This window comes from Parahaliea maris (assembly GCF_008064665.1).
GTDB lineage: Bacteria > Pseudomonadota > Gammaproteobacteria > Pseudomonadales > Halieaceae > Parahaliea > Parahaliea maris.
Map to the genome: position 1 here is coordinate 1 of NZ_VRZA01000005.1, position 25,546 is coordinate 25,546.

Here is a 25,546-nt window from a genome sequence, read left to right on the forward strand (position 1 = left end):
TTGTTAAGATCAACATCACTGCCATCGGCTTTGGCGCGAACCTTGACGTTGTAGTCAACAACGCGCTTTACAGCAACTAGCACTTTCATCGAATTTGTTCCCCGGCAATATGCCTTGAATGTCCGGTATCAGGGTTAATCCACCAACACGCTCTCCTTAGCGCTTCAGCTTCTTCTCACCCGCCAATACCGTTTGCAGAATCAGTGTATTAATCGTCATCGGCCCCACCCCTCCGGGTACCGGCGTCAGTGCCGTGGCCGTGGCCTCAAGCGGACCGAGCTCGATATCACCTACACCGCCGGGGTGATAGCCCGCGTCAACGACTACGGCTCCCGCCTTTATCCATTCAGCGCGTATGAACTCAGGCTTGCCTACTGCCCCGACCACAATGTCCGCCTGGCGGACAATGTCAGGCAGGTTACGGGTACGGGAATGACAAATCGTCACGGTGGCGTTTTCGTTAAGCAACATCATTGCCATTGGCTTGCCGAGAATAGGACTACGCCCCACCACTACAGCATGTTTGCCTTCGAGCTCAATATCGTAAGCCTGTAGAAGACGCATGATGCCCTGGGGCGTGGCCGAACCATAGGCCTCCTCCCCCATGGCCATGCGACCAAATCCGAGACACGTTACTCCATCGACGTCCTTTTCCAGGGCAATCGCGTCAAAACAGGCCCTCTCATCAATCTGCTCCGGCACTGGATGCTGCAGAAGAATGCCATGGCAGTCAGGGTTGCCATTGAGTTCCTCAATGGCAGACAGGAGTTGTTCTGTAGTTGTCTCTTCGGGCAGTTTTACCGCGATGGACTCCATACCAACTCGACGACACGCGTTCTGCTTCATGGACACATAGGTCGCCGAGGCCGGATCTCCACCAACCAGGATCGTTGCCAGAATCGGCGTCCCGCCACTGGACTGCTTAAGCCGCTCGACGCGCTCTGACAACTCAGCCTCGGTTTGTTTTGCGATAGCCTTGCCATCGAGAATAAGCGCAGACATATCAATCAAACTCGCCTTTATGCATGGCGTCCTCAATCCGGGTAAACGCTCGCAGGAGGCGCTCCACGATCTGGTCTGCCTCAGACTCAGTCAGGGTGAGTGGCGGAGCCATAGCCGCCAGTGCTCGTCCCCTCGCACCTCGAATTACCAGTTTCTCATCGTGACAAGCCTGTATCGCGAAGTGTCCGGCTTTGGAGGCTTGAACAAAGGGCGTACGGGTCTCCTTGTCCTTGTCGAATTCAATGGTCATCAACAGACCTTCTCCGCGGATGTCCGAGACAAACGGCCGGTCGCCCAGTTGCTCCCGCAGTTGGTTCTGCAGATAAGCTCCGACCTTGGCCGCGTTCTCCGGGAGCTTTTCGCGCTCCAGGATATCGATATTTGCCATCGCTACGGCCGTGCAAACCGGGTGCCCTGAGGCGGTAAAGCCGTGCCCGAAGGCGCCGTCAGCCTCGGCCTCTGAGTAAAGCACCTTGCTTACACGCTCAGACAAAACACTGGCGGACAGTGGGAGATAACCGCTGGTGATCCCTTTGGACAGGGTCATCAAGTCGGGTTTGATATTGTAGCGCGGAGAGGCAAACCAGGTGCCTGTCCTTCCGAATCCGGTAATCACTTCATCCGCGACCATCAGGATGTCGTAACGCTTCAGTACCGCATCTATCGCCTCGAAGTAGCCAGCAGGGGGCGGGATAATGCCGCCTGATCCGGAGATGGGCTCAGCAAAGAAGGCAGCAATCGTGTCAGGACCTTCCGCAAGAATGAGCTTTTCCAACTCGTCAGCCAGATAGCGAACGAACTCTTCCTCAGTGGCGATGTGATCGGGCCTTCTGTGCCAATCCGCAGCGACAGTGTGCAGGAACCCAGGGCGCGGAATATCAAATGCACGGTGGGCTGCAGTAATACCTGTAAGACTACCCGCGGTAACAGTGGAGCCGTGGTACCCAGATTCACGCGCGATAATTTTCTTCTTCTCGGGTCGTCCCAACACATTGTTGTAACGCCAGATCAGCTTCACGTTACTGTCGTTGGCGTCCGACCCCGAAAGTCCATAGAAAATCCGGTCAAACCCACTCGGCAGAAGAGACAGCAACTTCTCCGTCAGTTCGATCTGAGGCTCATGGGTGAAGTTGGAGAAACTGTGCAGATAACACAGTTTTGACATCTGGCTTGAGGCAGCATCAACGAGTTCCTGGCGACCATAGCCTACGTTGGTGCACCACAACCCGCCGGCTGCATCGATATACTTCTCCCCAGAGGCGCTTGTTAGCCAGATTCCCTCGCCTGACTCAAAGAACGCGAGCTCTTTGTTCTTCTGGCTATAAAGCGACGAAAAAGGGTGAAGCAGGTGAGCGTGATCGGCGTCTATAAGCCGTTGCTGTGCAGTGCTGGTGTTACTTGTCATGGCGGTTTCTCCCCATCCATTTCGGCGCCAGTTACCGTCATCTGTCCACAGGCCATTCACGAAGGATGATGGCCGGGAACAGTTTACAGGTGGCACCTGTTCGCTAGTACATGCGTCCTAATACTAGATGTTTCCGAAGGATCGATCAAGGGACTTTTGGAGCGCATGAAAAAAAATATGTTTTGGGAATGCTGGCGCAAAACTACCGGCCAAAAAAAAGGGCCCCTGTCGGGGCCCTAAGGTCTTACAAGGACCTTCACGGGAAAATTCCAGAATTCTGACGGGAAGCCCAGGCTTCCTGCGTTCGTCATGCGAATGCCGCTACTCAAGGCCGCATCGCTAGGACATATGTACTAGGATAGCATCAGCCTGAAGGCGCTGCAAGCCCAATTTCCATAAATTCAAGCTCTGGATAAGGCGGTGACACAGGGCTTCAGGGGCTCAATTTGTTCCTGAGCAGCTGTTTCCGGAGCGCTGTGGATTTGGTAACTGGCCTGCAAATTGCTAAGGCAATCAATAAGTTGGTCAGCGAGTTGCCATGCCCGTCAAAACGGTCACAATGAAGGCATTCGGGCAGGAGCTGTCCAATCCCGGTGAAAATTGCCTTACTCAGGAGTTGGTGTATTGATGTCGACAAAGTGTGCCTCTTTTCTGCAATCCAGCGAGTGGTACGAGTCGCTCGGAAGAGTTGTGTCTTCCCAGGGGGCAGAAAAGGTGGAAGCGCTTTTTGATGCGATTTCGGTGCTTTTGACGGCCGATGAGGTAATGCTCTTCTACTTCAAACCAGACCTTGGCCCCGACATCATTGTGCACCGTACCGACAATGCAAAGAGAACCAGGCAGATACACGACTATAAGCGAGGTTTCTACCTTACCGACCCGTTTTACCTGGCCCTTGAGAGGACCGAGCAGTCTGGCGTTATGAGTCTCGGCGAACTGGTGGAGGATGATAGTTTCGAGAAAAGTGAATTCTATCGCTATCACTATCGTGCAACCGAACTGGTGGACGAGGTTTGTTACTGTATGTCACACGGTTCTGGGGGGCATCTGCTACTATCCTTTGCCCGCTCGCATCATGTCGGAAGATATTCCTCAGAAGATATTGTTGCTGCGAGGCTGATAGTGCCGTTAGTAGTCGCAGTTCTGACTGCAAGTGCAGATTACCTGGTCGATCCGGCTTCGATATCTCCCGCTACCACCGACGAAATCAATTTTCACCGCAATCTAAAACGCGCCAGGAGTAATTTTGGCCGATCCGTACTAACGGATCGTGAGTATGAGGTTGTCCAATTGTTGCTCAGAGGCTACCCGATCGACGTCATATCGGAAAGATTGGAAATGGCAAAGGGTACGACCGCGGTTCACAGGCGCAACATCTACCGGAAGTTGGACATCAGCTGTCAAGCGGAGCTGTTTACACTTTTTATTGATGTTATAGAAGAAGTCAGTATTGATATTGACAGTGATCCACTCAGCCTCTACCTGCAACCTCTCTAATGTTTCTCTGCCACGATACCGCCTCGCTCACATACTCCTCGCTCAAATTATTACCCGACTTTAAATCGTGAGAACCAATTATACGCGTTCAACACATCACACATAGTCGACGCTAAAGGGTTAGGTCACTGGCGCTTTTGCGCAATTCACGCTGCATATGTAGTGCTCAATCAAAGGCAGCGCAGAAAGTTACCTGTTTTTCGTCAGTCTAAGAATTTAGTGGTCTTCTCAGTAAATCCCTTCGTCGCAGGGTAAAGTTTATCGTGGCGTGGGTATGCAAATAGAAGTGATCTAGAATCGAAGCAAAAATGCGAATGGTCAATAAAGTATTGAGGTACTTTAACGCATCGAAAGAGGTGGATGGCTATGGCCTTGTCAGCACAACAGAAACGTGCTCGAAAATTACGTGAACAGAAGCAACTCAATCAGCAGGCGGAGGACGTAGTCGGCCTGAGCCCGCTCATCGGTGTGAGCAGGGATGACATCAGAGATGCCGTTGCAAACATGTCACGACATTTCCTACGTCACCCCCTCCACCTTATCAAGCATTTAGCCGGTTATAGCGGCAAGATTGTTGATTTGACTGCAGGCCTTGAAGAACGCGGTGTGCCGCAGGGGGACCGTCGCTTTAAAGATGATAGTTGGCAGGATAGCGGTTTCTATCACTGGGTATTGCAGGCTTACCTTGCCCTCGGGGAGTCAATGGATGAGTGGCTCGCAGAGCTTGACCTGGATAGCCTGGACGAACAAAAGGCGCAGTTCGTGCTCTCGGTGATCAAGGACAGTCTCGCCCCGACAAATCATTTGTTGACCAACCCAGTAGCGCTCAAGAAGTTTCGAGCCACTCGTGGCGGCAGCCTGATCCAAGGCATGCGTCATCTCATGGACGATATGCGCAACAACCATGGTATGCCATCTCAGGTAGATAAGAGCCAGTTCGAGGTCGGGAAGAATCTTGCTACCACAGAGGGGGCCGTGGTATTTCGTAATGAAGTTCTGGAACTGATTCAGTACTCACCGCTTACCAGTTCGGTCTATCAGCGACCGATGCTAATCGTTCCACCGCAAATCAATAAGTACTACATTCTTGACCTTTCACCCGAAAAGAGCTTGTTCAAGTTCCTGCTCCAGCATGGTCATCGTGTTTTTACTGTTAGCTGGCGCAATCCCACCGCCGAGCTTTCGAGTTGGGGCATGGAACACTACATAAAAGCGCTGGTACAGGCCGTTACGGCTATAAAAGCAATCACTGGACAAGATAGCATCAATATATCGGGTGCCTGCTCGGGCGGCATCACGGCCACTATCTTGTCCAGTTACCTAAAGCAATCCGGTGACAGTTCGATCAACAGCTTAAGTCTCAGCGTCTGCGTACTCAGTCAAGCGGTCGGCGATTCAGAGATAACGGCATTTGCTTCACCAGATTCAATAGAGTCGGCACGGCGCTCCTCACGCAAACATGGAGTACTGGAAGGAAAGGATCTCTCCCGAGTATTCAACTGGATGCGACCCAATGACCTCGTGTGGAGTTATGTAGTGAACAATTACCTGATGGGCAGTAAGCCACCGGCCTTTGACATACTGTATTGGAATAACGACACAACTTGTCTACCAGCACAACTCCATAGCGATTTCCTTGATATTCTATTGTCAGATCCGCTTGCCACACCAGGTGCTCTCAAAATACATGATCAGGGAATAGATTTGCAGGCATTGGATTGCGACAAATACCTGGTAGGCGGCACCACCGACCACATAACTCCGTGGCATGCATGCTATCGAAGCACTCGAATTCTTGGAGGAACTGTTCGTTTTATACTCAGCACTAGCGGACATGTACAGGCGCTGGTCAATCCGCCAGGGAACCCCAAGGCAAGCTACCTGAGCAATCCGGAAAATCCTGCGCGGCATGAAGACTGGTTGGCGGGAGCAGAAAAGCAGCCCGGTTCCTGGTGGCTGGACTGGCATGACTGGTTAGCCAACCGCTCTGGCCGTAAAATCAGGGCGAGTAAAAAGCTCGGCGGCAAAGGCTACGCGCCCATCGAGCCAGCACCTGGTCTCTATGTGAGAGGCTGAAACATTGGATGAACACGCGCTTGACATTCGCTACCTACAAATTGAAGGAGTGAATGTACGTACCGGCATCAGACCAGGAGCGCGGGAAGGCCTTGCTCTACTTATATTCAACGGGATTGGCGCCGGGCTTGAATTGCTCGAACCCATTATTACGGCAATGCCAAACCGCGAGATAGTCACGTTTGATATGCCCGGATCGGGCAGTTCCACCACACCGCAGCGACCATGGCGAATGCGAAACTATGCACGCCTGGCGGCTCAACTCCTGGATCGCCTTGGTTATGAAAAAGTGGCGGTACTGGGGATTTCATGGGGCGGGTTACTGGCGCAACAATTCGCCCGGCAATACAGTGAGCGGTGTGAGAAGCTTATCCTGGCGGCTACTACTCCGGGGCACTTGATGCTCCCACCGCGCATGGAGGTGATCGTGCGCATGTCGAATCCGCTACGGTATTTTTCGCCTGACTACATGGTCTCCATCGCACCGAAGATCTATGGCGGCTCCTTACGGACCAATAAGCTCAAGGCAAAAGCGCATGCCAGTCAGATGACACCTCCCAGTGTGCGGGGCTACTATTACCAACTATGGGCGTTGATGGGCTGGAGTAGCCTACCGTGGTTACACAAGCTAGAGTTGCCAACACTGGTTTTGTCGGGGAGTGATGACCCTATTGCACCGCTAGCCAACGGTAAACTGTTAGCCAGGATGATACCAAACGCCCGGCTTCACGTGGTCGCGTGCGGCCACTTGTTCCTACTAACGCGTGCTCAAGCAGTGGCGTCCGATCTGGAGGATTTCCTGGATTCCAAGTAGAGTTCTGTAAGCCAGTTCCAAAGGTGTTCAGATAATCGGATCCCTGAAAGCCTCGCGGCGCCTCGGTTTCAGCGCGAAATCCTGGTTGCCAAGGAGGTGTAATGGGTGGCCCTCATTGAAGCGACGGATATCGATATGGACGACGCACACTCACCGGATAAAGTCGGGCCTGACAACATACCCCTCCAATGGTATTGCCTGTGCCAGCCCAATTAACCAAGCTAGCCCTAAAGACCCGGCTCTGATCAGCTCTTTGCCTGCAATTCAGGCCGCTCGCATCGCACCGCGAGCATACACAACTACGCCATTACGCATCGTCGCAACGTCAGAGTCCCGTCGGATCATCCCACCACTAACCATCGCTGTTCAATTGGAGTACACAATGAATTCATTTCAGCCCTTTGCCGACTTTAGTCATACAATTCTGATTGACGGTGAATTCCAGCGTAGCGCCGCAACCGGCTCGTTCGACGTCATCGACCCTGCGAGTGCAGAAGTCGTTGGAACCGTCGCAGATAGTACCGATGCCGAGCTGGATACCGCCATTGCCGGTGCGCTGGTGGCGCAGCGGGCCTGGTCGCGCCTTTCTGCGCTTGATCGGACTGACGCCCTGCACCGGATTGCCAATAGTATCGAAGAGAACCAGGCCTTGCTGGCGGAGTCGCTTACTCGCGAAATGGGCAAACCGTACAAGGAAGCGTTCGATGAAGCCTACTGGGCCATCCTGGCTTTTCGCCACTACGCTGAGACCTCCCGCCTGGACAACGGCAGAATTGCCGGACCGGTCGTGGGCGGCCACCAGAATTACGTAACCAAGCACCCCCTGGGCGTTGTCGGCATCATCATGACCTTCAACTTCCCCTTCTGCCTGTTTGCCTGGGAGGCGGCAGCGGCACTGGGTGCCGGCAATGCCGTCGTACTCAAGCCCTCCGAGCAAACTTCACTTTCATCGTTACTGCTTATGCGCTGTCTGCTCCCCCACCTACCGAGCGGACTGATCGCCTGCGTCACCGGCGGGGGCAGGATCGGCGGGGGACTCGTGGCGCATCGCGACGTACACGGCGTGGCTTTCACAGGCAGTGTCACAGTCGGGAAAATGGTAGCCAGCGCCTGTGCTGAGACATTCAAAAAGGCCCTGATCGAAACATCTGGTAATGATCCCTTTATCGTCATGCCGTCAGCCGACCTGGACGTCGCGGCAAGGGCCGCGGTCTTCGCTGCCTTCTTCAACGCCGGGCAGGTATGTACATCCGCTGAGCGTTTCTATATTCATGAGGCCATCTACGACGATTTTGTCAGCAAGGTGATAGATCTGGCCCGGGAGGTTCGCATCGGCAATGGCCTCGACCACGTTGACATGGGACCCATGGTGTCGGAACGCGAACGCACCCGTTTTGAAGCGCTGGTAAACCGGGCTATCGAGGAAGGCGCGAGCGTCGCATTTGGCGGCGGCCGACCCGCCGGCCTGGACAAGGGATTCTTCGTCAATCCGGTCATTCTTAAGGATGTATCTCCCGACGCGGAAATCATGAACGTCGAGAGCTTCGGGCCGGTAATGTCGATCTGCAAAGTAGCGGACTTTGACGAGGCCATTGTCCTCTCCAACCGCTCTGAATATGGTCTCGGCTCGACGGTCTACACGACCGACCTCAAGGAGACCGCCCGGGCTATCGAGGAACTGGAATGCGGAATGACGTGGATCAATGCCCCGCTGATGGACAACAATGCCCAGCCATTTGGTGGTCGCAAACTTTCCGGTATCGGCAGTCAGCTAGGCTCCGAGGGTCTCGATCAGTTCCGCCACTCGAAGATGGTAATGATCGATCCTGACTGCACCTCTCAGGACTTCTGGTGGTTCCCCTACTCTGACAAGGAAGCATTTGGCGGGGATCAATAACCCGCCCTTGCGCAGTCTGCGCCGACTACTGGATCCAGGCTACCTGGATCCAGGCTACTTTGCTGCCACCGAAGCCCATACAGGACACCGCGGTGGTAGTGGAGTCAAGCTGACCAGTGCGTTCCTCTGAACGGTCTCTTCCACTACTCCCTCACTGAAGTCAAAGATCCCCGGTAGCGCTCAGAATTCTCCGGAGCGCGCCGGGGCATTGAACTACGCTTTTATGCACTTACCTGCGGGGTCGTACCAGGGCTTGAGTTGAACTTCGATGGGGTAGCGTTTCCAGGCGATTTCAACCTCGAATTCGTGAGCAGAGAGAAAGTCCGCATCCACGCCTTCTTCGGCTTCAATAAATCCCATTCCCAGTGATGCCTGTAGCCTGTGGCCGTAAGCCCCCGAGGTGACTGAACCGACGATCTTATCGTCAACCCAGATCGGTTCATGGTGAAACACAAACGGACCGTTGGGGTCTTTGAGCTTGAACTGTACGAGCCGTCTCGTCAGAGGACCGCTATCCAGCTGCTTCTGCAGCGCTTCCCGGCCTATAAAACCACCAGGCTTATTCATAGCAACAGCGAAGCCAACGCCGCCCTCATAGGGCGTATCTTCCTCGCCGATATCATGGCTCCAGTGACGGTAGCCCTTCTCCATTCTCAGCGAGTTCAGCGCAAAGAAGCCCGCGTGCCCCAGGCCAAGTTCCGCGCCAGCTTCGACAAGGACGTCATAGACATGTTGTGCGAACTCTGCCGGTATATACAATTCCCAGCCCAGCTCTCCCACAAAGGTGACACGAGACGCGCGCACTTTGGCATAGCCGAGGTCAATTTCCTGGCTGGTACCAAAGGGAAAAGCTTCGTTGCTGAAATCCGCCGGCGATACCCGTTGCATTAGCTCGCGTGATTTCGGCCCCATGAGCGCCAGCATCGGCATACCCGAGGTAACGTCGGTGACGAAAGCATGCGCATCGGCAGGGATATGCCGCTGGAGCCACGCCAGGTCGCGGCGCTGTGATGCTGCGACAGTGACGATAAGGAAAGAAGTGTCGCTCAGTCGAGTCACCGTCAGGTCTGCCTCGATACCGCCATGAGGGTTCAGCCACTGGGTATAGACCACCTTGCCATGTGGAACGTCCACGTCGTTCGCACAGACATAGTTCAGGACTTCCAGCGCATCCCTCCCCTCGAGCATGTATTTGACGTAACAGCTCAGGTCGAACATCGACACGTTCTCGGCCGTGTTAATGCACTCCAGGGCAGTTCGCTCGAACCAGCTGGGGCGTCCATAGGAGTAGCGTACGTCATGCGTCTCACCCGGCACGCCGAAGAAACCCGGCCTCTCGTAGCCGTTCATCTCTGTCATCCACGCCCCCTCGGAGATGAGCCGGTCGTGGAATGGGCTCCGGCGTACGTTGCGGGCGGTTTCATACTGCAGATTCGGCCAGTGCATGTCATACATCGCGCCGATGCTCTCGGTCGTCCTGTCGTGCAGGTACTTCCTGTTCGACTGGAAAGAATGAGTGCGACGGATATCGACATCAACCAGTTCAACCGGAGGCAGGCCATCAACGACCCAGTCAGCCATGACTTTACCAACACCACCTGACGAGAGTATTCCCACGGAATTGAACCCGCAGGCAGAGAACAGGCCCTGTACCTCCGGTGTCTCGCCGAGGTGATAGCGATTGTCTGGTGTAAAACTTTCCGGCCCGTTGAAGAACAGCTGGATTCCCGACTCCGCCAGTAGCGGCACGCGATTGATGGCCTGCTCCAGGATCGGCTCGAAGTGATCAAAATCATCTGGTAGCTGATCGAAACAGAATTCCGGCGAGATCCCGTCCATCCCCCAGGGTTTGGCGTCGCGCTCGAAACAGCCAATCAACAGTTTCCCTGCATCTTCCTTGTAGTAGGCGTGCTCGTCGCCGACGAACATGACGGGCAGATCCCCCGGAAGACCGGGAATTGCCTCAGTAACAATATAGAAGTGCTCTGCAGCGTGCAGTGGGATGCTCACGCCAACCTGCGCGGCGAGATCGCGCGACCACATACCGCCAGTGATTACGACGGACTTTGCTCTTATCTCTCCCTGGTTGGTAACAACGCCGCGGGCTTTGCCCTGTTCCACAATAATTTTTTCTACCAGGCACTGCTCCAGCACCTTGGCACCCCGCATGCGCGCACCCTTGGCGTACGCCATGGTCACATCGATCGGGTTGACCTGGCCATCTTCGGGGAACCAGAAGCCGCCGACGATTCCGTCGACATTTACCGGTGACCATCTCTCCTTGATCTCGCCCGGCGAAACCGGCTCGACTGGAAGTCCGAAGCAACGCCCCATGGAGGCTCCCCGGGCGAGTTCCTCAAGCCGTTCGGGTGTTTTTGCCAGCCGCAGCGATCCGCGCTGCATGTAGCCTGTCGCCAGCCCGGTTTCAGCTTCCAGTTCCCGGAATAACTGGCCCGTGTAGTAGGCGAGTTCCGTCATCCTGCGGTTTGCGCGAAGCTGGGTAACAAGACCGGCCGCGTGCCAGGTCGTTCCACATGTTAGCTGTTTTCGCTCACATAAAACGACGTCTGTTACTCCGCGTTTTGCAAGGTGATATGCGATCGAACAGCCGGCTATACCGCCCCCGATAATTACTACGTCAGCTGTGCCTGGAACCGATGTCATGATTTTTTCCTACAGTTGCTCTTCGTTACTTTTCGCGTCGAAAATTTCTAAGCGAACGCTATAGGTAGAGAGTGTGACAGGTGCGCTAGATGGGCAATACCATACAAATGGTAGGGAACAGAGCGAATGCCGAGCAGGAAGGATTGTTACCTGCTATTCCTCGGTCGCGGTGTACGCACCGGAGGAAAGGTGCCTATAGCACCTCCTCCAGCTTGCTGATCCGGGAGGGGCTCCTCCACTGGACGATCGCAAAAATGAGAAAAAGAGCCATCGTCAGTATCAGGGATAGCCAGGGAAGCATTCCGAACACTCCCTCGTCAGAATGACTCAGGCCAAACCAGAAGAAGTATCCCCAGGCCAGCCCGCTGCCAGTCACTGTAACGATCTGGAAGATCCTGAAGCCGCCTTCGCGGACCAGCATGACGACGGCTGCTATCGCTGCGAGCACGTAGGGCAGCAGGTAGAAGTACACATAGAAGGTGTACAGGTACACGGATGACTCGAGCGGAGACGCAGAAGAAATCAGCTGCAGGAGTACCGGCAACCCCCCGGCGATAACGCCTATGAATACGATGGCCGTAACGGGTGAGCGATAAACGGGATGAATTCGGGATAGTCCTTTCGGAAGAAGACCATCTGCAGCCGCGGTACCGATGATACGCGAGCCATAATTGATCGTCGCAACAAGCCCTGCAAACGTTGCGGCGGCAAGGAGTAGATCAAGCGGCGCGGCAAGAAATGATACATTGCCGACGTGGGCCAGAATCGTTGTGGGCGACTCGCCACTTTCCAGCGCTTCGAGATTGGAACTTAATACGGGCACCTGGATCCAGATCATGGCTACGTAACTCAGCCCACAAACACCGAGCATTAACGCAATCAGGCGGGGAATTGAACGCCGCGGATCCCGCGCCTCCGAGGCCATCGCGGTCACCCCTTCGAAACCGACAAAATTTGCCGCAGCAATTGTGATTGCAGGTATGACTACGGCCAGCCGGAAGTCGGCGCCAGAGAAGTTGAACTGTTCCACCAGGCTAAAATCGGTGTTTGCAATCGCCGCTACCGAGACCCAGACAGCGAAGGGAATTCCGGCAAACGTCAGCACTACCGATACTCTCACTGACGTGTCCAGACCGCGATACGCCAGGGCGCACGCGCACGCCGTCAATACCACTGCCGATATCGCCTGACCGACTGCAGAACTTCCCCAACCGAATCCCATCTCCAACAGGAAGCTCGCGGTAAAAATCACCACCCCGGTCGCAACCGCAGCCATCGAGACCAGTAGGCCGACGAGGTAGCCGGCCGCTGCGAACGCTCGCGGCCAGGGCCCCAGCACCGAACCAACGTAGGAGATCAGCCCCCCCGAGACAACAAAGCGACGCGCGAATGCAGTCACGCCTACACCCAGGGCAGCAGTCGCTAGCAGGGCTCCCAACATTGCCAGCCACGAAGCATTACCGGCGTAGAGAATCAGGTAACCGCCGGCCAGCGCAATGCCCGGGCCGATTTGCATGGCGGCCAGCCCCAGCACCGTCATCGTCCCCATCGAGGCGTGGTTGTGCTGCAGGGTCGCAGCCTGCCCCGAATCCGCTGTGCGCTCTTCTGCCTGGGTCATGGGCAGGGCTTCAAACGGAAGTCGGCGAGCGCGGACGCCCTTCCCGGTCCTCGTAATCCTCCCACAGGTCGTAGAATCTTCCGAGTAGATAAGGAAAGTAATCATTTCCATCGCCACTCAGGTCCGTGACACTGTCGAGCTGGTAGCCAGTTTCACCACCGGACATTGATCCACCGGCGAACTGGCCAAGCTCAAGTGTCCCTATACCGCGATCGAAAGGCGAGCCTGTAAGATTGACATAGGGATTCGATAGCTCCCTGAACCTGGAGGTTTTCGACGGCATCTTTTGCACTACGAGCTCGGGATGATGAACCGCTGACAGGTCGGCTGCAAACTGTCCGCGAAGTTCAAAGTAGTACTCGATCGAGTCTTCCTGTTCACCCAGTTCCGGGCCAAGCTCAGCTTCGAGTTCTACCAGACGATGCCCCTTGCGCTCGCAGAAAACCCAGAGTTTGCGACCGTCTTCCCAATAGTCGACGGTGCCAATTTTCTTCGGCATCCCCCAGACCTCGCGCCCGGTGGTCACGTTGACTTCTTCGGTCTCGATAACAGCAAGAAAGTAGGTTCCTTCGAGCCCTTTATATACCGCGTTGATACCCACAAGTAAGGCCGAGTCCCGCCCCGGCCGGTTTGGATACCCCTCGAAGATTTCCATAAATGAACCGACCGAGAGGCTGACAAGTGGCTTTTCAGCCACTTCCAGGCAAGGAGGGAGTACTGAGCGTGCATAGTCTGCAGTCGTTTCGAACGACAGTGTGAGGTTGGATCCCCTCGTAGAGATACTCTTGTAGTATCCCGTGTATTTTTCGACTTGTTCCTTGGTCCAGACAAACGCCATTGAAAGATCCTCATTCGAATAGGAGTTGGCTTAACGCAGGCCAGTGTTCACGATTACTATGCTTAGCCTGCGCCGACGTGACAATACCTTGCTAAGGGTAGCGTGCTAGAAACGATAGCGCACCTGCGCACCGTACCAGCGCGGCGGGCCAAACACCTCAGCAGCCAGGCCGCTAAAGGACACGAAGTCGAAGGCATAGGCGTGATAGGTCTCATCGGTCAGGTTGCGAACGTAGACGCTCGCCTCCCACGCATCGTTACTGGAATAGTAGGCAAGGCGCGCGTTCCATAGTGTGTAGGCATCGCCTTGTGTTACGCCAGTAGCATTTGCACTGTACTCCTGCTCATCGACATAGTTCCCGTCGACCTGAATATCCAGCGAGCCGCCGTTACCGAAGGTCCAGGCCTTCTTCGCAATCCAGTTTGCACTGAGATTGGGCGACAGCACCATGTCCTGTGACGGATAGGTCGCCGAGCCATCGCGGCTTGCTGCAACGTCACTCAGCTCGGTATCAAGGAAGGCAAGCCCGGCAGAAAAGTACCAACCATCCGAAGGGGTCAGAACGAGCTCGATCTCGCCGCCCTGGGCTTCGGCTTGCGCATTCTCGACCAGATTGGTTACACCCGCAAAAGTGAAGGCCTGATAGTTACTGTAATCGTAGTAGAATGCAGCAACGTTTAACTGGGCTTTACTATCCCAGAATTTCGACTTCACCCCCAGCTCCCACGCGTCGAGCTCTTCCGGGTCAAAGGTCAGCTCGTCCAGGTAGGTAAAGCCGTCTCCCGCGATATTGTAGCCGCCCGCCTTTGCACCACGGCTATAGCCGCCGTAGATGAGGACATCTTCGGTCATTTGATAATTCAGTTTCGCCGTATAGGTATCCATCGTATCATCGCGATCATCCTTGAAGGCACCGGGGAAATCGACGATAAGCGGGTCAGCCGGATCAAACGAGCTGTAGAGTACACAGTCATCGTAGAATTCTCCTAACACTTCCCCGGTCAAGTTTATTGACGGTGCGGCACAACGAGTGTCGTTTGAATATTCTTTCTCGTCGGTGACCCAGCGGGCACCCACGATAGCAGTAAGGCTCGACGTGATATCGTATTCAAGCTGCCCGAATACAGACCAGGACTCGGTCTTTTGACTGGCATCCACAAGCGCCCTCCCGGCAAAGGCAGGAAAGTCTGTATCAATACTGAAATCGCCATCTATAAGCAGGTAATAAACACCGGTCTGGAAGCGGAGTTTGTCGGTACTTGCGTTGAGACGCAGCTCCTGTGAAAACTGGTCCTGGTCCACGGTACTGCTGAGCGTATACTGGGAGATACGCCCCTCCCAACCTGCGCTACCGTCAACTTCACGATACTCCTTCTGGACATTTCCATAGGCGCTGATGGAAGTTATCGTCGCCGTCTCACCCACATCGAAAGCAGCTGTCAACTCATAGGAATCTGCGCGCTTCCCAAGGTAGCCGTCCGCAGCGATAGACTGCTTGTTGGGTTCTGAACCCTGGTCGGGATTGCCAAACCAGTCAAACTCCGCATCGCCTCGTGCTGCACCCGTCGACGGCCGGGCGTCATAGGCATGCTGGATCTGGCGCGGGTTATCCGTGTAACGACCGACGAAATCAATTGTGGCGCGGTCTGACGGCATCCAGCGCAGCTGGACTCGAGCGTTATGGCTCTCACGCTCCCGCCCGTCGTTGCCGGTCAGCGGATTCTTGAAGTAGCCATCGGCATTGTCCGAGAAGACTGAAATACGCCCCAGCAGGGTATCAGTCAGCGCACCGCTCAGGGCACCTTCAACGGTAAACTGGTTATACGATCCGACGGTCAGGTCGACATAACCCTCGGTCACCTCCGTCGGCTTGTTGCTGATGAGCTGGATCAAACCGCCGGTCGCGTTACGACCAAACAGGGTTCCCTGTGGCCCCTTGAGAACTTCCACACGCGCCAGGTCGTACATGGTCGCTCCCGCAGCGCTAGTACTCGGGATATAGACACCATCCGCATACACGGCGACGGGGCCTTCCTGGTGATCTCCAAAATCGTTTTGTGAAACCCCACGAATCGAAAACAGGGAAACGGTACCCCCCCCCGAAAAGGAGGTAGCGACCAGGCCGGGCACCTGCGCCCCGAGCTGCTCCGCGTTATCCAGACCGAGTTCGTCAAGTGCCTGCCCGGACAGCGCCGTGATGGCTATCGGCACGTCCTGCACATTTTCTTCGCGCTTCTGTGCGGTAACGACGACCTCTTCAATCTGTCCTGATGTCAGTTGCTGTGCAGACGCCGACCCGGGCTGGAATGCGAGCATTGCACTCGAACTACCCAAAAGCATCGCAATTTTTACGTCTTTCCGATTTTTAAACGCCATTTCACCCCCTCAAAAAATGGATTTCCAGATTAGTACTCAAACCGGCTGGGACAATATCGGTCGACGCGTTGGACGACATTTCACCTCAGGCCAGCTAACAGTCGCTGAATCTCATCGTTCGAAATACTGTTAGTTAGTAGATTGAACCACTGGTCGCAGGTACTTTGTTTTACCTGCAGACCAAGGACAATACCTCGCGAAAGGTAGTAGTGAGGATTCGCGGTGGAATATGCGCGATCGGGAGATCGCTCGGACCAGTAGCGGAAGCAAAGGGAAAGACGACGGTCTTTCTGGACGTATAAAAAATGGGGCCGGAGCCCCATTAAAGGTTTTACTCAAAGCGTTCAGAAGCGATAACGAACTTGTGCACCATACCAACGCGGCGGACCAAACACCTCGGCAGACAAGCCAGTGAACGCTACCAGATCGAAGGCATAAACATGGTATTCCTCATCGGTCAGGTTACGCACGAACACACTCGCTTCCCACTTGTCGCTAGGAGAGTAATACCCCATGCGGGCATTCCAAAGTGAATAGCTGTCACCCTGGGTAACGCCACTGGTATTCGCACTGTATTCCTGCTCACCAACGTAGTTGCCGTCGATCTGAAAATCGATTGAGCCACCACTATTGAACTGCCACGCTTTCTTGACGATCCAGTTGGCGCTGAATTCAGGTGACAGGACCATATCCTGAGCCGGATAGACTTCCGAACCATCGCGGTTCGCTGCGATGTCGCTCAGCTCCGTATCCAGGAAGGAAAGTCCTCCAGACAGATACCACCCCTCGGCTGGCGTCAGTATCAATTCAATCTCGCCACCCTGGGATTCGGCGGCCGCATTCTTGACAAGATTCGTGACACCCGCGAACGTAAACGCGTGGTAATTCTTGTAATCGTAGTAAAAGGCCGCAGCATTCAGCTGGGCTTTTCCGTCCCAAAACTTGGATTTAACACCGACTTCCCAGGCATCAAGCTCCTCAGGATCGAAGGTCAATTCATCCAGGTAGGTAAAGCCATCTGTAGGTACATTGAATCCACCGGCCTTGGCGCCACGGCTGAACCCGCCGTACAGCAGTACATCTTCGGTGACCTGATAATTCAACTTCGCAGTGAATGCATCCATATTGTCATCGCGATCATCCTTATATGTGCCGGGAAATTCGACAATGAGTGGATCGTCGGGATCGAATGAGCTGTAGACGAGACAATCTTCGTAAAATTCACCGAACACAATCTCGGTCAGGTTTTCTGAGGGAGCCGCGCACTGGCTGTCGTTAGTATACTCCTTTTCATCCGTGATCCACCTGGCACCCAGAACAGCGGTCAGGTTATCGGTCAGATCGTACTCGCCCTGACCAAACACTGAGAGTGATTCAGTCCTGAGCGTTGCATCTACCAGGGTTCTTCCCCCGAACCCGGGGAAATCAGTATCAATACCGTAATCACCATCAATCAGCAGATAGAAGATACCGGCCTGGTACCGGAATCTATCCCCACTGCCGTTAATGCGAAGCTCCTGCGAGAACTGGTCCTGGTCAACGTCCGTTGCGTAGGTATATTGAGGGATCCGCATCTCCCAACCTGCGCTACCGTCGGTCTCTTGATACTGCTTTTTCACGTTACCAAACGCAGTAATCGAGGTAATCGTCGCTGTGTCTCCCACATCGAACGCCGCTGTCAACTCGTACGAACTTGCCTCTTTCTCAAGGTAGCCATCCACTGCGTGCGCGTGTTTGTTCGGCTCTGAGCCCTGATCGGGGTTGCCGAAGTAGTCAAACTCAACGTCTCCTCTTGCCGCACCGCTTGAGGGGCGGGTATCGTAGGCTTGTTGAACTTGGCGAGGGTTGTCCATCAATCGACCGACGAAGTCAACTGTCACACTGTCGGACGGCATCCAACGCAGTTGCAAACGTCCGTTGTGGCTTTCACGACCGCGCCCGTCCTTGCCGGTAAGTGTGTTCTTGAAGTAGCCATCTGCATTGTCAGAGTAAAGCGACAGGCGTCCGAGCAACGTATCCGTTAGTGCACCGCTAAAAGCGCCTTCTGCCGTGATCTGATCGTAGGATCCAACGGTCAGGTCAACGTACCCTTCAGTCTCCTCTGTCGGCTTTTTGCTGATCAGGTGGAGAAGACCGCCGGTGGCGTTACGACCGAACAGTGTTCCCTGCGGGCCTTTCAGCACCTCGACCCGCTGTAAATCAAACATCGTCGCGCCAGCGGCACTGGTGCTGGGGATGTAAACGCCATCCGCATAGACCGCTACCGGCCCTTCCTGGTGCTCACCAAAGTCATTCTGAGAAACACCACGTACCGAGAACAGCGAAACCGTGCCACCACCCGAGAAGGAAGTCGCCACCAAGCCAGGCACTTGCGCGCCAAGCTGTTCGGCATTGTCCAGACCAAGCTCGTCGAGGGACTGGCCCGAAAGCGCGGTAATGGCAATTGGTACATCCTGAAGATTTTCCTCTCGCTTCTGGGCTGTTACAACGACTTCTTCAATCAACCCCGAGGTCAGTTTCTGTGCAGAAGCCGGTACTGCTTGCAGTGCAAGAATCGCACTGGTAGTACCCATGAACATTGCCGTACGAGTTAATACTTTTGAATTTATCGCCATTATGCTTCCCCACAATCCAACTTTAAGTGTCTGACTGCTATCGCTTCATAGCTATTCACTCGGGTGGCGTCAGCTATGTCGTGCGTGCAACCTGTGAACCCGGCAAAGTACAGCGCTTATTTGCTGAAACAATTGCTAGGACAACTGTACTATGTGGATACCTTAGGACGATTGTCCTGTTATTGTCAAGCGGTTTGTTTGGCTGAGGATTGTAAAAATTTTGTGCCGCTCGAGGAACGGCGCGCCCAAGCTTAATCGGGCCAAAATTCAGGCGATTTCGGCCCGGCTAATAGCCAAACATTCAGATAGTGGGACTTAGAAGATTACGGGATAAGCACGGGCCAACTAAGGCTAGGATTCGGGATGAAGGTGTCCTGTCAACGACTCCATAGAAATGATCGCATGCCGCTTAAAGCTGGCCACGCGTTGTTTGGAGTCTGGCAGGGTGCCAAAAAGTACAATGGAGCCTTCCGATAGCACGCCCATAAAATAGGCCAGGTCCATTGCTTCGGCTTCAGAAAGTTGCGGAAAACAGCGCCGACGTAATACCTTGGCCGCAGCCTCTGTCGTTTGCCGATAAAAATCATCCATCAAAGCTGCATCAGCGCTCGAATGCTCTGCCATCGCCCAGAGTTCGCGGAACAATCGAGCGGTGCGCGGCTCAATCGCGTCAGTGATCAACCAATCGAGGACTTCGCGAATCGAGTACAGCTCGACATCACCTGCAGGCTCTTCTTCAAGAAAATCTTCCCAACGCTTCAGGTAGCGCCCCAGCACATTCTCGATGAGTGCCAGGTGGAGTTTCTTCATGGAAGGGAAGTGGTAGGTAAGATTGCCAACTGCAATACCTGCTTCCTCAGCCACTTTTCTGGCTGTGAGGCCTGAGTAGCCTACCGAAAGCAAGACTTCCTCAGATGCAATAAGAATGCTGTCTACCGTCTCGCGCTTTTTCATTTTCCCCGTAGAAGCTGAGGGCTTTTTGACTTTAGCACTGGCTCTTTTCTTTCGGGCAACCCCGCTCTTGACAGCACTCTTCTTTCGGGCGGTCGTTTTCCGGGTGTTGTGTTTTCCTTCAATCACCTCTGCTGACATCGAAACTGTAACTCCTGGAACCTGACGAATTGGGGCCTCAAAGTAACGAATCTTTGATACTACGTACATACTGCTCAAGCGATGTTCGCTCGCGCCCCAATAACTTTTCCAGCTCCTGTGTAGCTGGCACAGCACCGTATACTTGCGTCTCGTGCCCGAGGTAGGTCATGAGCGTATCGAATTTGTCGCCCATGATATCTCGAAGGCCGGTATCGTCATCGACCCAATCGACGCGCTCTCCCAGCTCGCGACTGATCAGTTCAGCCTGGTCCTGGTAGGTATAACGGGTACCACCGGTGACAAGGTATTCACGGCCGACATGATCTTCTGCGGGATCGGTGAGAATTTTCACGAAGGCCTCCGCGAGGTCCCCCTCAGCAACCCATTGCCTGGCCATGTCGGTGGCGGCGGGCATACGGATCTTCCGCAGTTTACGTATATCTTCACCGTAAAACCACTCAATGTTGAATCCGATCCAGCAGGCCGCATTGACATAGCACACGGGCAATTGGCTGCTGTCGAGAAGCGGCTTCGCCTCCAGCGTAAGCATGGCCCCGCCTCGCGTGGCGAAAACATCCGGTGGTACACTTTCCCGGGTCAGCCCCGGAGGCAGGGCTATAAACCGTAGTACAAGCTCCACGCTGCCCTCGGCATTCAATGCTTCGATCAGATTAGGCGTGGCGATGGATTCATCGATGACCCAGTCTGTCATGACAACAAGAACCCGGTCGACATCCTTGACGGCTCTTTTCAGGCTGTCCAGGTCGTTCCAGTCAGCCTGCATGACTTCTGCCGACGGATACTTTTCCCCGAGCTCCATGACGCCTGAATCACGGTGACTGGTCAGTCGAAGTGTTACATCAGGGTGCTTCGCCACCAGTAGTTCAATTGTTGGCGAGGCGAGGTTTCCAAGAGCACCGATAATGAGTATACGCATAGCAGATTGCCAATAGATTCCTGTCTGATTCAATCGATGTAGAAATAACTAACCACTTTGGATTAGTGTCCGGAGAACGTTCCACCATCGGCTGACAGCACATTCCCTGTCATGAATCCGGCAAGGGGTGATGCCAAAAACAGCACCGGTCCTACAACGTCTTCAGGAAGGGTAAGCCTTCCCATTGGTACTTCATCTTCCATAGTTGGAGCCGTCGGCTGATCATTGGCTGCGGTCAACCCGACGATCTCCTTCTCCGATGTGTAGCCTTGGCATACACAATTCACTCGCACACCGTCGAGTGACAGGCGAAGTGACAGCATACGCGTATGATGGATAAGACACGCCATAGCTGCGGCAGGAATCGCCAGTCCAGGAGCTGCGCCCATTTGGCCAAGCGTTGAAGTCACATTTACAATCGCCCCGCTCGATTCACGCAGCGCCGGTATCGCCGCCTGGGCGGCAAAAAATGCTGCTTTGAGTGGCATGGAAAACCCTGCTTGCCAATTGTCAGCCGAGGCTGCCTCAATGAGCTCCATGTCATTGATCCCCAGAGTAACTACCAGGACATCCAGACCACCCGTTGTAGCGATATATTCCTTGACCTTGGCACTGACAGCGTCGGCACCGGCGCTTTGCACAGCTCCGAGAATATCCACTTCGCCAGCCGAAGCACCAGCCTCAACAAAAGCTTTGGCAATTGCCTGCTGCACTGGGTCACCTGAACCCGCCACCAGGACTTTCTTTCCTGAAAAATTCATTGCGCTCGTCACGTCACTTATCCTCTTCCTACAATCAATATTTGGCGACTAGTTGCGCCCACCCCAGGAGCGCTGAACCGTCAGGCCGCCATCATTCACGATCGGCACGCCGGTAAAGTACGCAGCGGCGTCGGTAGCGAGATACTCAATTGTTGAGGCACATTCCTCTTCTGTACCAATGCGTCCCAGCAAAGTAGCTTCTTCAACAAATCGGTGCACCTGACCACCGGTTGCCGCATTCTCCTCCGCGATGAGAGGGGTATCTATAAAGCCGGGACAAAGGGCATTTATGCGAATTCCCGCCGGCGCGAGCTCAACAGCCAACGACTGTGCGAGACTCATCATGCCGGCCTTGGCAACCGCATAGGCAAAGTTATCGGAAGGACCCGCACAGACACCGGCAGCTGATGCCACCAGCAAAACCGCACCTCGGGACTCACGCAATGCCGGGAGCGCAAACTTCGTCAGGAGATAGCCCGAGCGGCAGTTGACGTCCATCACCTTGTCCCAATGCTCCTCGGTGATGTCCTCTGGATATGAGAGGTCGCCGATACCGGCATTGCACACCAGGTAGTCGAGCCCTCCCAACAGCTCCGTGGCGCTATCGACCAATGCCCGGCACGAATCGGGATCACCAACATCTCCGGCAACCACGAACGTTCTGTCGGGAAATCCCAGGCTTGCGGCAGCCTCCTCGACGCGCTCAAGTTTACGGCCGTGTATGGCAACTTTTGCCCCTGCCTTGAGTAGCGCCTCGGCAGCGGCCCTGCCTATTCCCATAGTGCTACCGGTTATAAGAACTCTACGATCCTGCAAACTCATCACTGACTCCTCGGGGTTGTATCTGGCTCCGTATGAACGAACCCGAATTTTGATACGCGTATTGACATTGCCACTATTTAGGACAATAGTACTAGACCATTCACATTAAGCAAGAAAAATTTGGAGCAAGCATGTCGAACGCAGACGATCAGCCGCGCCTCATCGAGCCAGTGCGACTGTCCCAGGCGGTAGCCGGCGGCACGGAACTCGAACACTTCGAGCCGTGGCCGGCAGGCATGCAACAACGCCGGGTTGGGCGACATGCACTCAAGGTCTGGTTTGAAGGGGAACACCTCACTGCCATGGTCTATCAGGCGGAAGAAGGCCAGCTTCGTTTTGAGTCTTTGCCCTATGACGAGCACGTCTATGTGCTCAGCGGTGGAGCTGTGCTCGAGACAGACGCAGGTGAGAGACACGATTATGGCCCGGGAGACGTTTTTGTCGTCCCCAAGGGCTGGAGCGGTACCTGGGAATTTCTGAAGGACTACCGAGAATTGGTTGTGTTTGAGACCAGTTCCGTGAATGCGGCAATGAATGCATGGTTTGGCTGGGAATGAGTATTACCGAGTCTCTGGCACTTTGATTAGCCAAGTCGCCAAGGCAATCCCACCGAACGCAACCTGAAAAAATTGAGGAAAGAAAATGAGTAAACCTTTGCCCGAAAAAGCCAATGTTGTCATCCTCGGTGGCGGTATCATTGGCGCTTCAACCCTGTATCACCTGGCCAAGTCGGGCGTCGAGAACTGCGTCCTGCTGGAGCGCGACCAGTTCTCCTGCGGCACTACCTGGCACGCAGCGGGCCTAACCTCCAGAATGCGTGAGTCGGCCAGCCAATCCCGACTGGTGCAGTACACCTGTGATTTGTTCAAGTCCCTCGAGGCGGAGACGGGACAGGCGACCGGTGTTCGCGAGCAGGGCACGCTGTACATCGCCACCAATGAAGTGAGATACGAGGCGCTGCGCCGCTCTGCCTCCGCCTCCCAGCATATGGGTGTCAAGGTGGACGCACTTGACCTGGACGGCGTTATGTCTCGCTGGCCCCTACTCAACCCGGAAGGTGTTCACGGCGGCATTTACATCCACGGTTCGGGTAGCGTGAATCCGATCGATGCGACGATGGCGCTGGTCAAGGGTGCGCGTCTTCATGGTGGCCAAGCGTTCGAGAAGACTACAGTCGACGACATTCTTACCCACAAAGGACGGGTGGTCGGTGTTAAAACCGACCGTGGCGAAATCGCCTGTGACACGGTACTCCTTGCCGGTGGCTTGTGGAGTCACAAGATCGCTAAAAAGCTTGGCGTGGCGCTTCCTCTCTACTCCGCGGAGCATTACTACATTGTCACAGAGTCGGTACCTAACCTCGACCCGACCCTCCCAGTGCTGGGCAGCCCTGACGAATCGGCTTATTTCAAGGAAGACGCTGGTAAACTTCTGGTCGGTTTTTTCGAGCCCAAGGCGAAGGCCTGGCCCCCAAGGGGACAGGACATCCCAACTGAATTCTCCTTCTCTGAATTGCCTTTCGACTTCGAGCACCTCGAACCACAGCTTGAGCAGGCATTCAGCCGGGTTCCAGTATTAAACGAGGTCGGTATTCAGTTGATGTTCTGCGGCCCCGAAAGCTTTACCAGCGATAGCCGGGCTGTTATGGGGCCGGCAGCTGAAGTGCAGGGGCTCTATATCGCGTCGGGTTTCAACTCTCACGGCATTCTGTCGTCCGGCGGCGCAGGTAAAATGATGGCAGACTGGATTCGCGACGGCCTGCCAAGCCAGGGAATGGCCTCGACCCACTCACATCGTTTGATGCCCTTCCAGGCCAACACCCGCTATATGCAGGAGCGTGTAACCGAGTCGCTCGGCTTCAACATGACGCTTCATTGGCCAGGTCACCAGTTAAAGACCGCACGAAACATACGCCATATGCCCGTACATGACCGGCTCATTGACGCCGGTGCGGTGATGGGAGAACGGGCAGGCTGGGAAATTCCGCTGTACTATGACAAACCCGGTGCCACCCTCCCCCACAAACCCAGCCTCGGCTATCAGGAATGGTTCCCCAAGGTTGCCGCTGAGTGTGAAGCAGCACGGGATAAGGCCGTACTGGTAGATCAATCCTGTTACGGCAAACTACTGATTTGCGGTCCGGACGCTGTCGCTGCCCTGAATCATCTCTCCGCTAACGAGATGGACGTTCCGGTTGGTCGCTCTGTTTATACCCACTGGCTTAATCCCCGCGGCGGTATCGAGGCCGATATCGTACTCATGCGCATGGCAGAGGAAGAGTTTCTGCTGATCACGGGCCCTGGTAGTCAGGTCCGGGACCGCTGTTGGTTTAACGCCAATAAACCAGCCGGTCTCAATGCCCAGTGCATTGACGTCACGGCACAGTATGGCATGTTCTCCATGTCCGGGCCTGCCTCCAGGGAAATCCTTGAGTCGCTCACTGATGAGGATGTATCCAAAGCCTCGCTTCCCTTCGGGCACGCCCGACTGATGGATATTGGCATGGGCCGAGCATGGGTATTGCGTCGCTCTTTCATGGGGGAACTCGGCTACGAAATCTTTCCGACCGGCGACCTGTGTCGACACGTCTACGATGCCCTTTTTGAAGCGGGTGCTTCCAAGGGGTTGGTCAATGCCGGATTCTTTGCGTTGATGACGTCGCGAGTTGAAAAAGGTTTCGTACACTTCGGGCACGACATCAGCGAAGACGACACACCACTGGAAGCCGGTCTGCGCTTTGCCGTCAATTTTGACAAAGATAGCTTTATCGGCCGCGAAGTGCTTGAGCAACAGCGCGACGCAGGCCCCATCGAGAACCGAATCGTTCACCTGCACGTACCCGGGGCCAGCCTCGAAAATGGCCCCTACCTGTACAGGAATGAGCCGATCTGGCGAGGAGACGAGCTTGTCGGCTATGTGACGTCGGGCGCGTGGGGCTTCCGCATGGGCGCTTGCCTGGGCATGGCTTCCGTGAAAAACGCCGGCGGTGTGACCGCCGACTGGCTTGCTGAAAGTGGCTTCGAGGTGGAAGTTGCCGGCACCCGGTATCCGGTAGAACTCAAATTTGGCGGCTTCTATGACCCGAAAAGTGAACGGATGCGAGCCTGAGCAACAATTCAAGCGGCCGAAGGC

General features: G+C 54.8%; 17 protein-coding genes and 1 pseudogene. 6 read left to right on the plus strand and 12 right to left on the minus strand.

Going from position 1 to position 25,546, the window contains the following annotated elements; translation table 11 throughout:
• From FV139_RS21240 to FV139_RS13975, 3 genes and pseudogenes are all read right to left on the minus strand, one after another.
• A pseudogene (locus FV139_RS21240) lies at positions 1–89 on the minus strand (electron transfer flavoprotein subunit beta/FixA family protein); the annotation flags it as partial.
• A gap of 67 nt (positions 90–156) precedes the next feature.
• Complete coding sequence (gene folD / locus FV139_RS13970) at positions 157–1,002, minus strand: bifunctional methylenetetrahydrofolate dehydrogenase/methenyltetrahydrofolate cyclohydrolase FolD (RefSeq protein ID WP_148069420.1); 846 nt, start codon at positions 1,000–1,002, stop codon at positions 157–159.
• Position 1,003: 1 nt separating this feature from the next.
• Entirely contained in the window at positions 1,004–2,407 is a 1,404-nt protein-coding gene (locus tag FV139_RS13975) for an aminotransferase (RefSeq protein ID WP_148069085.1), read from the minus strand.
• A gap of 627 nt (positions 2,408–3,034) precedes the next feature.
• Between FV139_RS13975 and FV139_RS13980 the strand changes: the two genes are divergently transcribed.
• The 4 genes from FV139_RS13980 (at position 3,035) to FV139_RS13995 (ending at position 8,691) form a co-directional block, all read left to right on the plus strand.
• Positions 3,035–3,904, plus strand: coding sequence for a helix-turn-helix transcriptional regulator (locus FV139_RS13980; RefSeq protein ID WP_235898676.1), 870 nt, complete (start codon positions 3,035–3,037; stop codon positions 3,902–3,904).
• 366 nt (positions 3,905–4,270) lie between these two features.
• Positions 4,271–5,980 carry an alpha/beta fold hydrolase gene (locus FV139_RS13985; RefSeq protein ID WP_187276540.1) on the plus strand — a complete coding sequence of 570 codons (1,710 nt, stop codon included), beginning with the start codon at positions 4,271–4,273 and terminating at the stop codon, positions 5,978–5,980.
• A gap of 4 nt (positions 5,981–5,984) precedes the next feature.
• Positions 5,985–6,794, plus strand: coding sequence for a poly(3-hydroxyalkanoate) depolymerase (gene phaZ / locus FV139_RS13990; protein WP_213004128.1), 810 nt, complete (start codon positions 5,985–5,987; stop codon positions 6,792–6,794).
• Positions 6,795–7,176: 382 nt separating this feature from the next.
• Entirely contained in the window at positions 7,177–8,691 is a 1,515-nt protein-coding gene (locus FV139_RS13995) for an aldehyde dehydrogenase family protein (RefSeq protein WP_148069088.1), read from the plus strand.
• A gap of 213 nt (positions 8,692–8,904) precedes the next feature.
• Here FV139_RS13995 and FV139_RS14000 read toward each other — a convergent pair whose 3' ends face one another.
• From FV139_RS14000 to FV139_RS14040, 9 genes are all read right to left on the minus strand, one after another.
• Entirely contained in the window at positions 8,905–11,355 is a 2,451-nt protein-coding gene (locus FV139_RS14000) for a GcvT family protein (RefSeq protein WP_148069089.1), read from the minus strand.
• A gap of 193 nt (positions 11,356–11,548) precedes the next feature.
• Positions 11,549–12,973, minus strand: coding sequence for an APC family permease (locus FV139_RS14005; protein ID WP_187276541.1), 1,425 nt, complete (start codon positions 12,971–12,973; stop codon positions 11,549–11,551).
• Between the two features lie 10 nt (positions 12,974–12,983).
• The gene (locus FV139_RS14010; RefSeq protein WP_148069091.1) at positions 12,984–13,811 is read right to left on the minus strand and encodes an acetoacetate decarboxylase family protein; all 828 of its coding nucleotides are present in this window, start codon (positions 13,809–13,811) and stop codon (positions 12,984–12,986) included.
• Positions 13,812–13,916: 105 nt separating this feature from the next.
• Positions 13,917–16,187 (minus strand): TonB-dependent receptor, encoded by a 2,271-nt coding sequence (locus FV139_RS14015; RefSeq protein WP_148069092.1) that lies wholly within the window; start codon positions 16,185–16,187, stop codon positions 13,917–13,919.
• A gap of 344 nt (positions 16,188–16,531) precedes the next feature.
• The gene (locus FV139_RS14020) at positions 16,532–18,802 is read right to left on the minus strand and encodes a TonB-dependent receptor (RefSeq protein WP_148069093.1); all 2,271 of its coding nucleotides are present in this window, start codon (positions 18,800–18,802) and stop codon (positions 16,532–16,534) included.
• 351 nt (positions 18,803–19,153) lie between these two features.
• Positions 19,154–19,894, minus strand: coding sequence for a TetR/AcrR family transcriptional regulator (locus tag FV139_RS14025; protein WP_187276542.1), 741 nt, complete (start codon positions 19,892–19,894; stop codon positions 19,154–19,156).
• Between the two features lie 37 nt (positions 19,895–19,931).
• The gene (locus FV139_RS14030; protein WP_148069095.1) at positions 19,932–20,831 is read right to left on the minus strand and encodes an SDR family oxidoreductase; all 900 of its coding nucleotides are present in this window, start codon (positions 20,829–20,831) and stop codon (positions 19,932–19,934) included.
• A gap of 62 nt (positions 20,832–20,893) precedes the next feature.
• Positions 20,894–21,604, minus strand: coding sequence for an SDR family NAD(P)-dependent oxidoreductase (locus tag FV139_RS14035; RefSeq protein WP_148069096.1), 711 nt, complete (start codon positions 21,602–21,604; stop codon positions 20,894–20,896).
• Positions 21,605–21,640: 36 nt separating this feature from the next.
• Positions 21,641–22,414, minus strand: coding sequence for an SDR family NAD(P)-dependent oxidoreductase (locus FV139_RS14040; RefSeq protein WP_148069097.1), 774 nt, complete (start codon positions 22,412–22,414; stop codon positions 21,641–21,643).
• A 131-nt stretch (positions 22,415–22,545) separates the two neighbouring features.
• Between FV139_RS14040 and FV139_RS14045 the strand changes: the two genes are divergently transcribed.
• A complete protein-coding gene (locus tag FV139_RS14045) occupies positions 22,546–22,971 on the plus strand; it encodes a cupin domain-containing protein (protein ID WP_148069098.1) in 426 nt (141 codons plus the stop codon).
• A gap of 85 nt (positions 22,972–23,056) precedes the next feature.
• Positions 23,057–25,522 carry an FAD-dependent oxidoreductase gene (locus FV139_RS14050; protein WP_148069099.1) on the plus strand — a complete coding sequence of 822 codons (2,466 nt, stop codon included), beginning with the start codon at positions 23,057–23,059 and terminating at the stop codon, positions 25,520–25,522.
• The last annotated feature ends 24 nt before the right edge of the window (positions 25,523–25,546 follow it).

What these genes read in the sequence shown, in the direction of transcription:
- folD (WP_148069420.1), bottom strand. Translation starts at nt 1,002, where the DNA reads ATGTCTGCGCTTATTCTCGATGGCAAGGCTATCGCAAAACAAACCGAG.
- FV139_RS13975 (WP_148069085.1), bottom strand. Translation starts at nt 2,407, where the DNA reads ATGACAAGTAACACCAGCACTGCACAGCAACGGCTTATAGACGCCGAT.
- FV139_RS13980 (WP_235898676.1), top strand. Translation starts at nt 3,035, where the DNA reads ATGTCGACAAAGTGTGCCTCTTTTCTGCAATCCAGCGAGTGGTACGAG.
- FV139_RS13985 (WP_187276540.1), top strand. Translation starts at nt 4,271, where the DNA reads ATGGCCTTGTCAGCACAACAGAAACGTGCTCGAAAATTACGTGAACAG.
- FV139_RS13995 (WP_148069088.1), top strand. Translation starts at nt 7,177, where the DNA reads ATGAATTCATTTCAGCCCTTTGCCGACTTTAGTCATACAATTCTGATT.
- FV139_RS14000 (WP_148069089.1), bottom strand. Translation starts at nt 11,355, where the DNA reads ATGACATCGGTTCCAGGCACAGCTGACGTAGTAATTATCGGGGGCGGT.
- FV139_RS14005 (WP_187276541.1), bottom strand. Translation starts at nt 12,973, where the DNA reads ATGACCCAGGCAGAAGAGCGCACAGCGGATTCGGGGCAGGCTGCGACC.
- FV139_RS14010 (WP_148069091.1), bottom strand. Translation starts at nt 13,811, where the DNA reads ATGGCGTTTGTCTGGACCAAGGAACAAGTCGAAAAATACACGGGATAC.
- FV139_RS14015 (WP_148069092.1), bottom strand. Translation starts at nt 16,187, where the DNA reads ATGGCGTTTAAAAATCGGAAAGACGTAAAAATTGCGATGCTTTTGGGT.
- FV139_RS14020 (WP_148069093.1), bottom strand. Translation starts at nt 18,802, where the DNA reads ATGGCGATAAATTCAAAAGTATTAACTCGTACGGCAATGTTCATGGGT.
- FV139_RS14025 (WP_187276542.1), bottom strand. Translation starts at nt 19,894, where the DNA reads ATGTCAGCAGAGGTGATTGAAGGAAAACACAACACCCGGAAAACGACC.
- FV139_RS14030 (WP_148069095.1), bottom strand. Translation starts at nt 20,831, where the DNA reads ATGCGTATACTCATTATCGGTGCTCTTGGAAACCTCGCCTCGCCAACA.
- FV139_RS14040 (WP_148069097.1), bottom strand. Translation starts at nt 22,414, where the DNA reads ATGAGTTTGCAGGATCGTAGAGTTCTTATAACCGGTAGCACTATGGGA.
- FV139_RS14045 (WP_148069098.1), top strand. Translation starts at nt 22,546, where the DNA reads ATGTCGAACGCAGACGATCAGCCGCGCCTCATCGAGCCAGTGCGACTG.
- FV139_RS14050 (WP_148069099.1), top strand. Translation starts at nt 23,057, where the DNA reads ATGAGTAAACCTTTGCCCGAAAAAGCCAATGTTGTCATCCTCGGTGGC.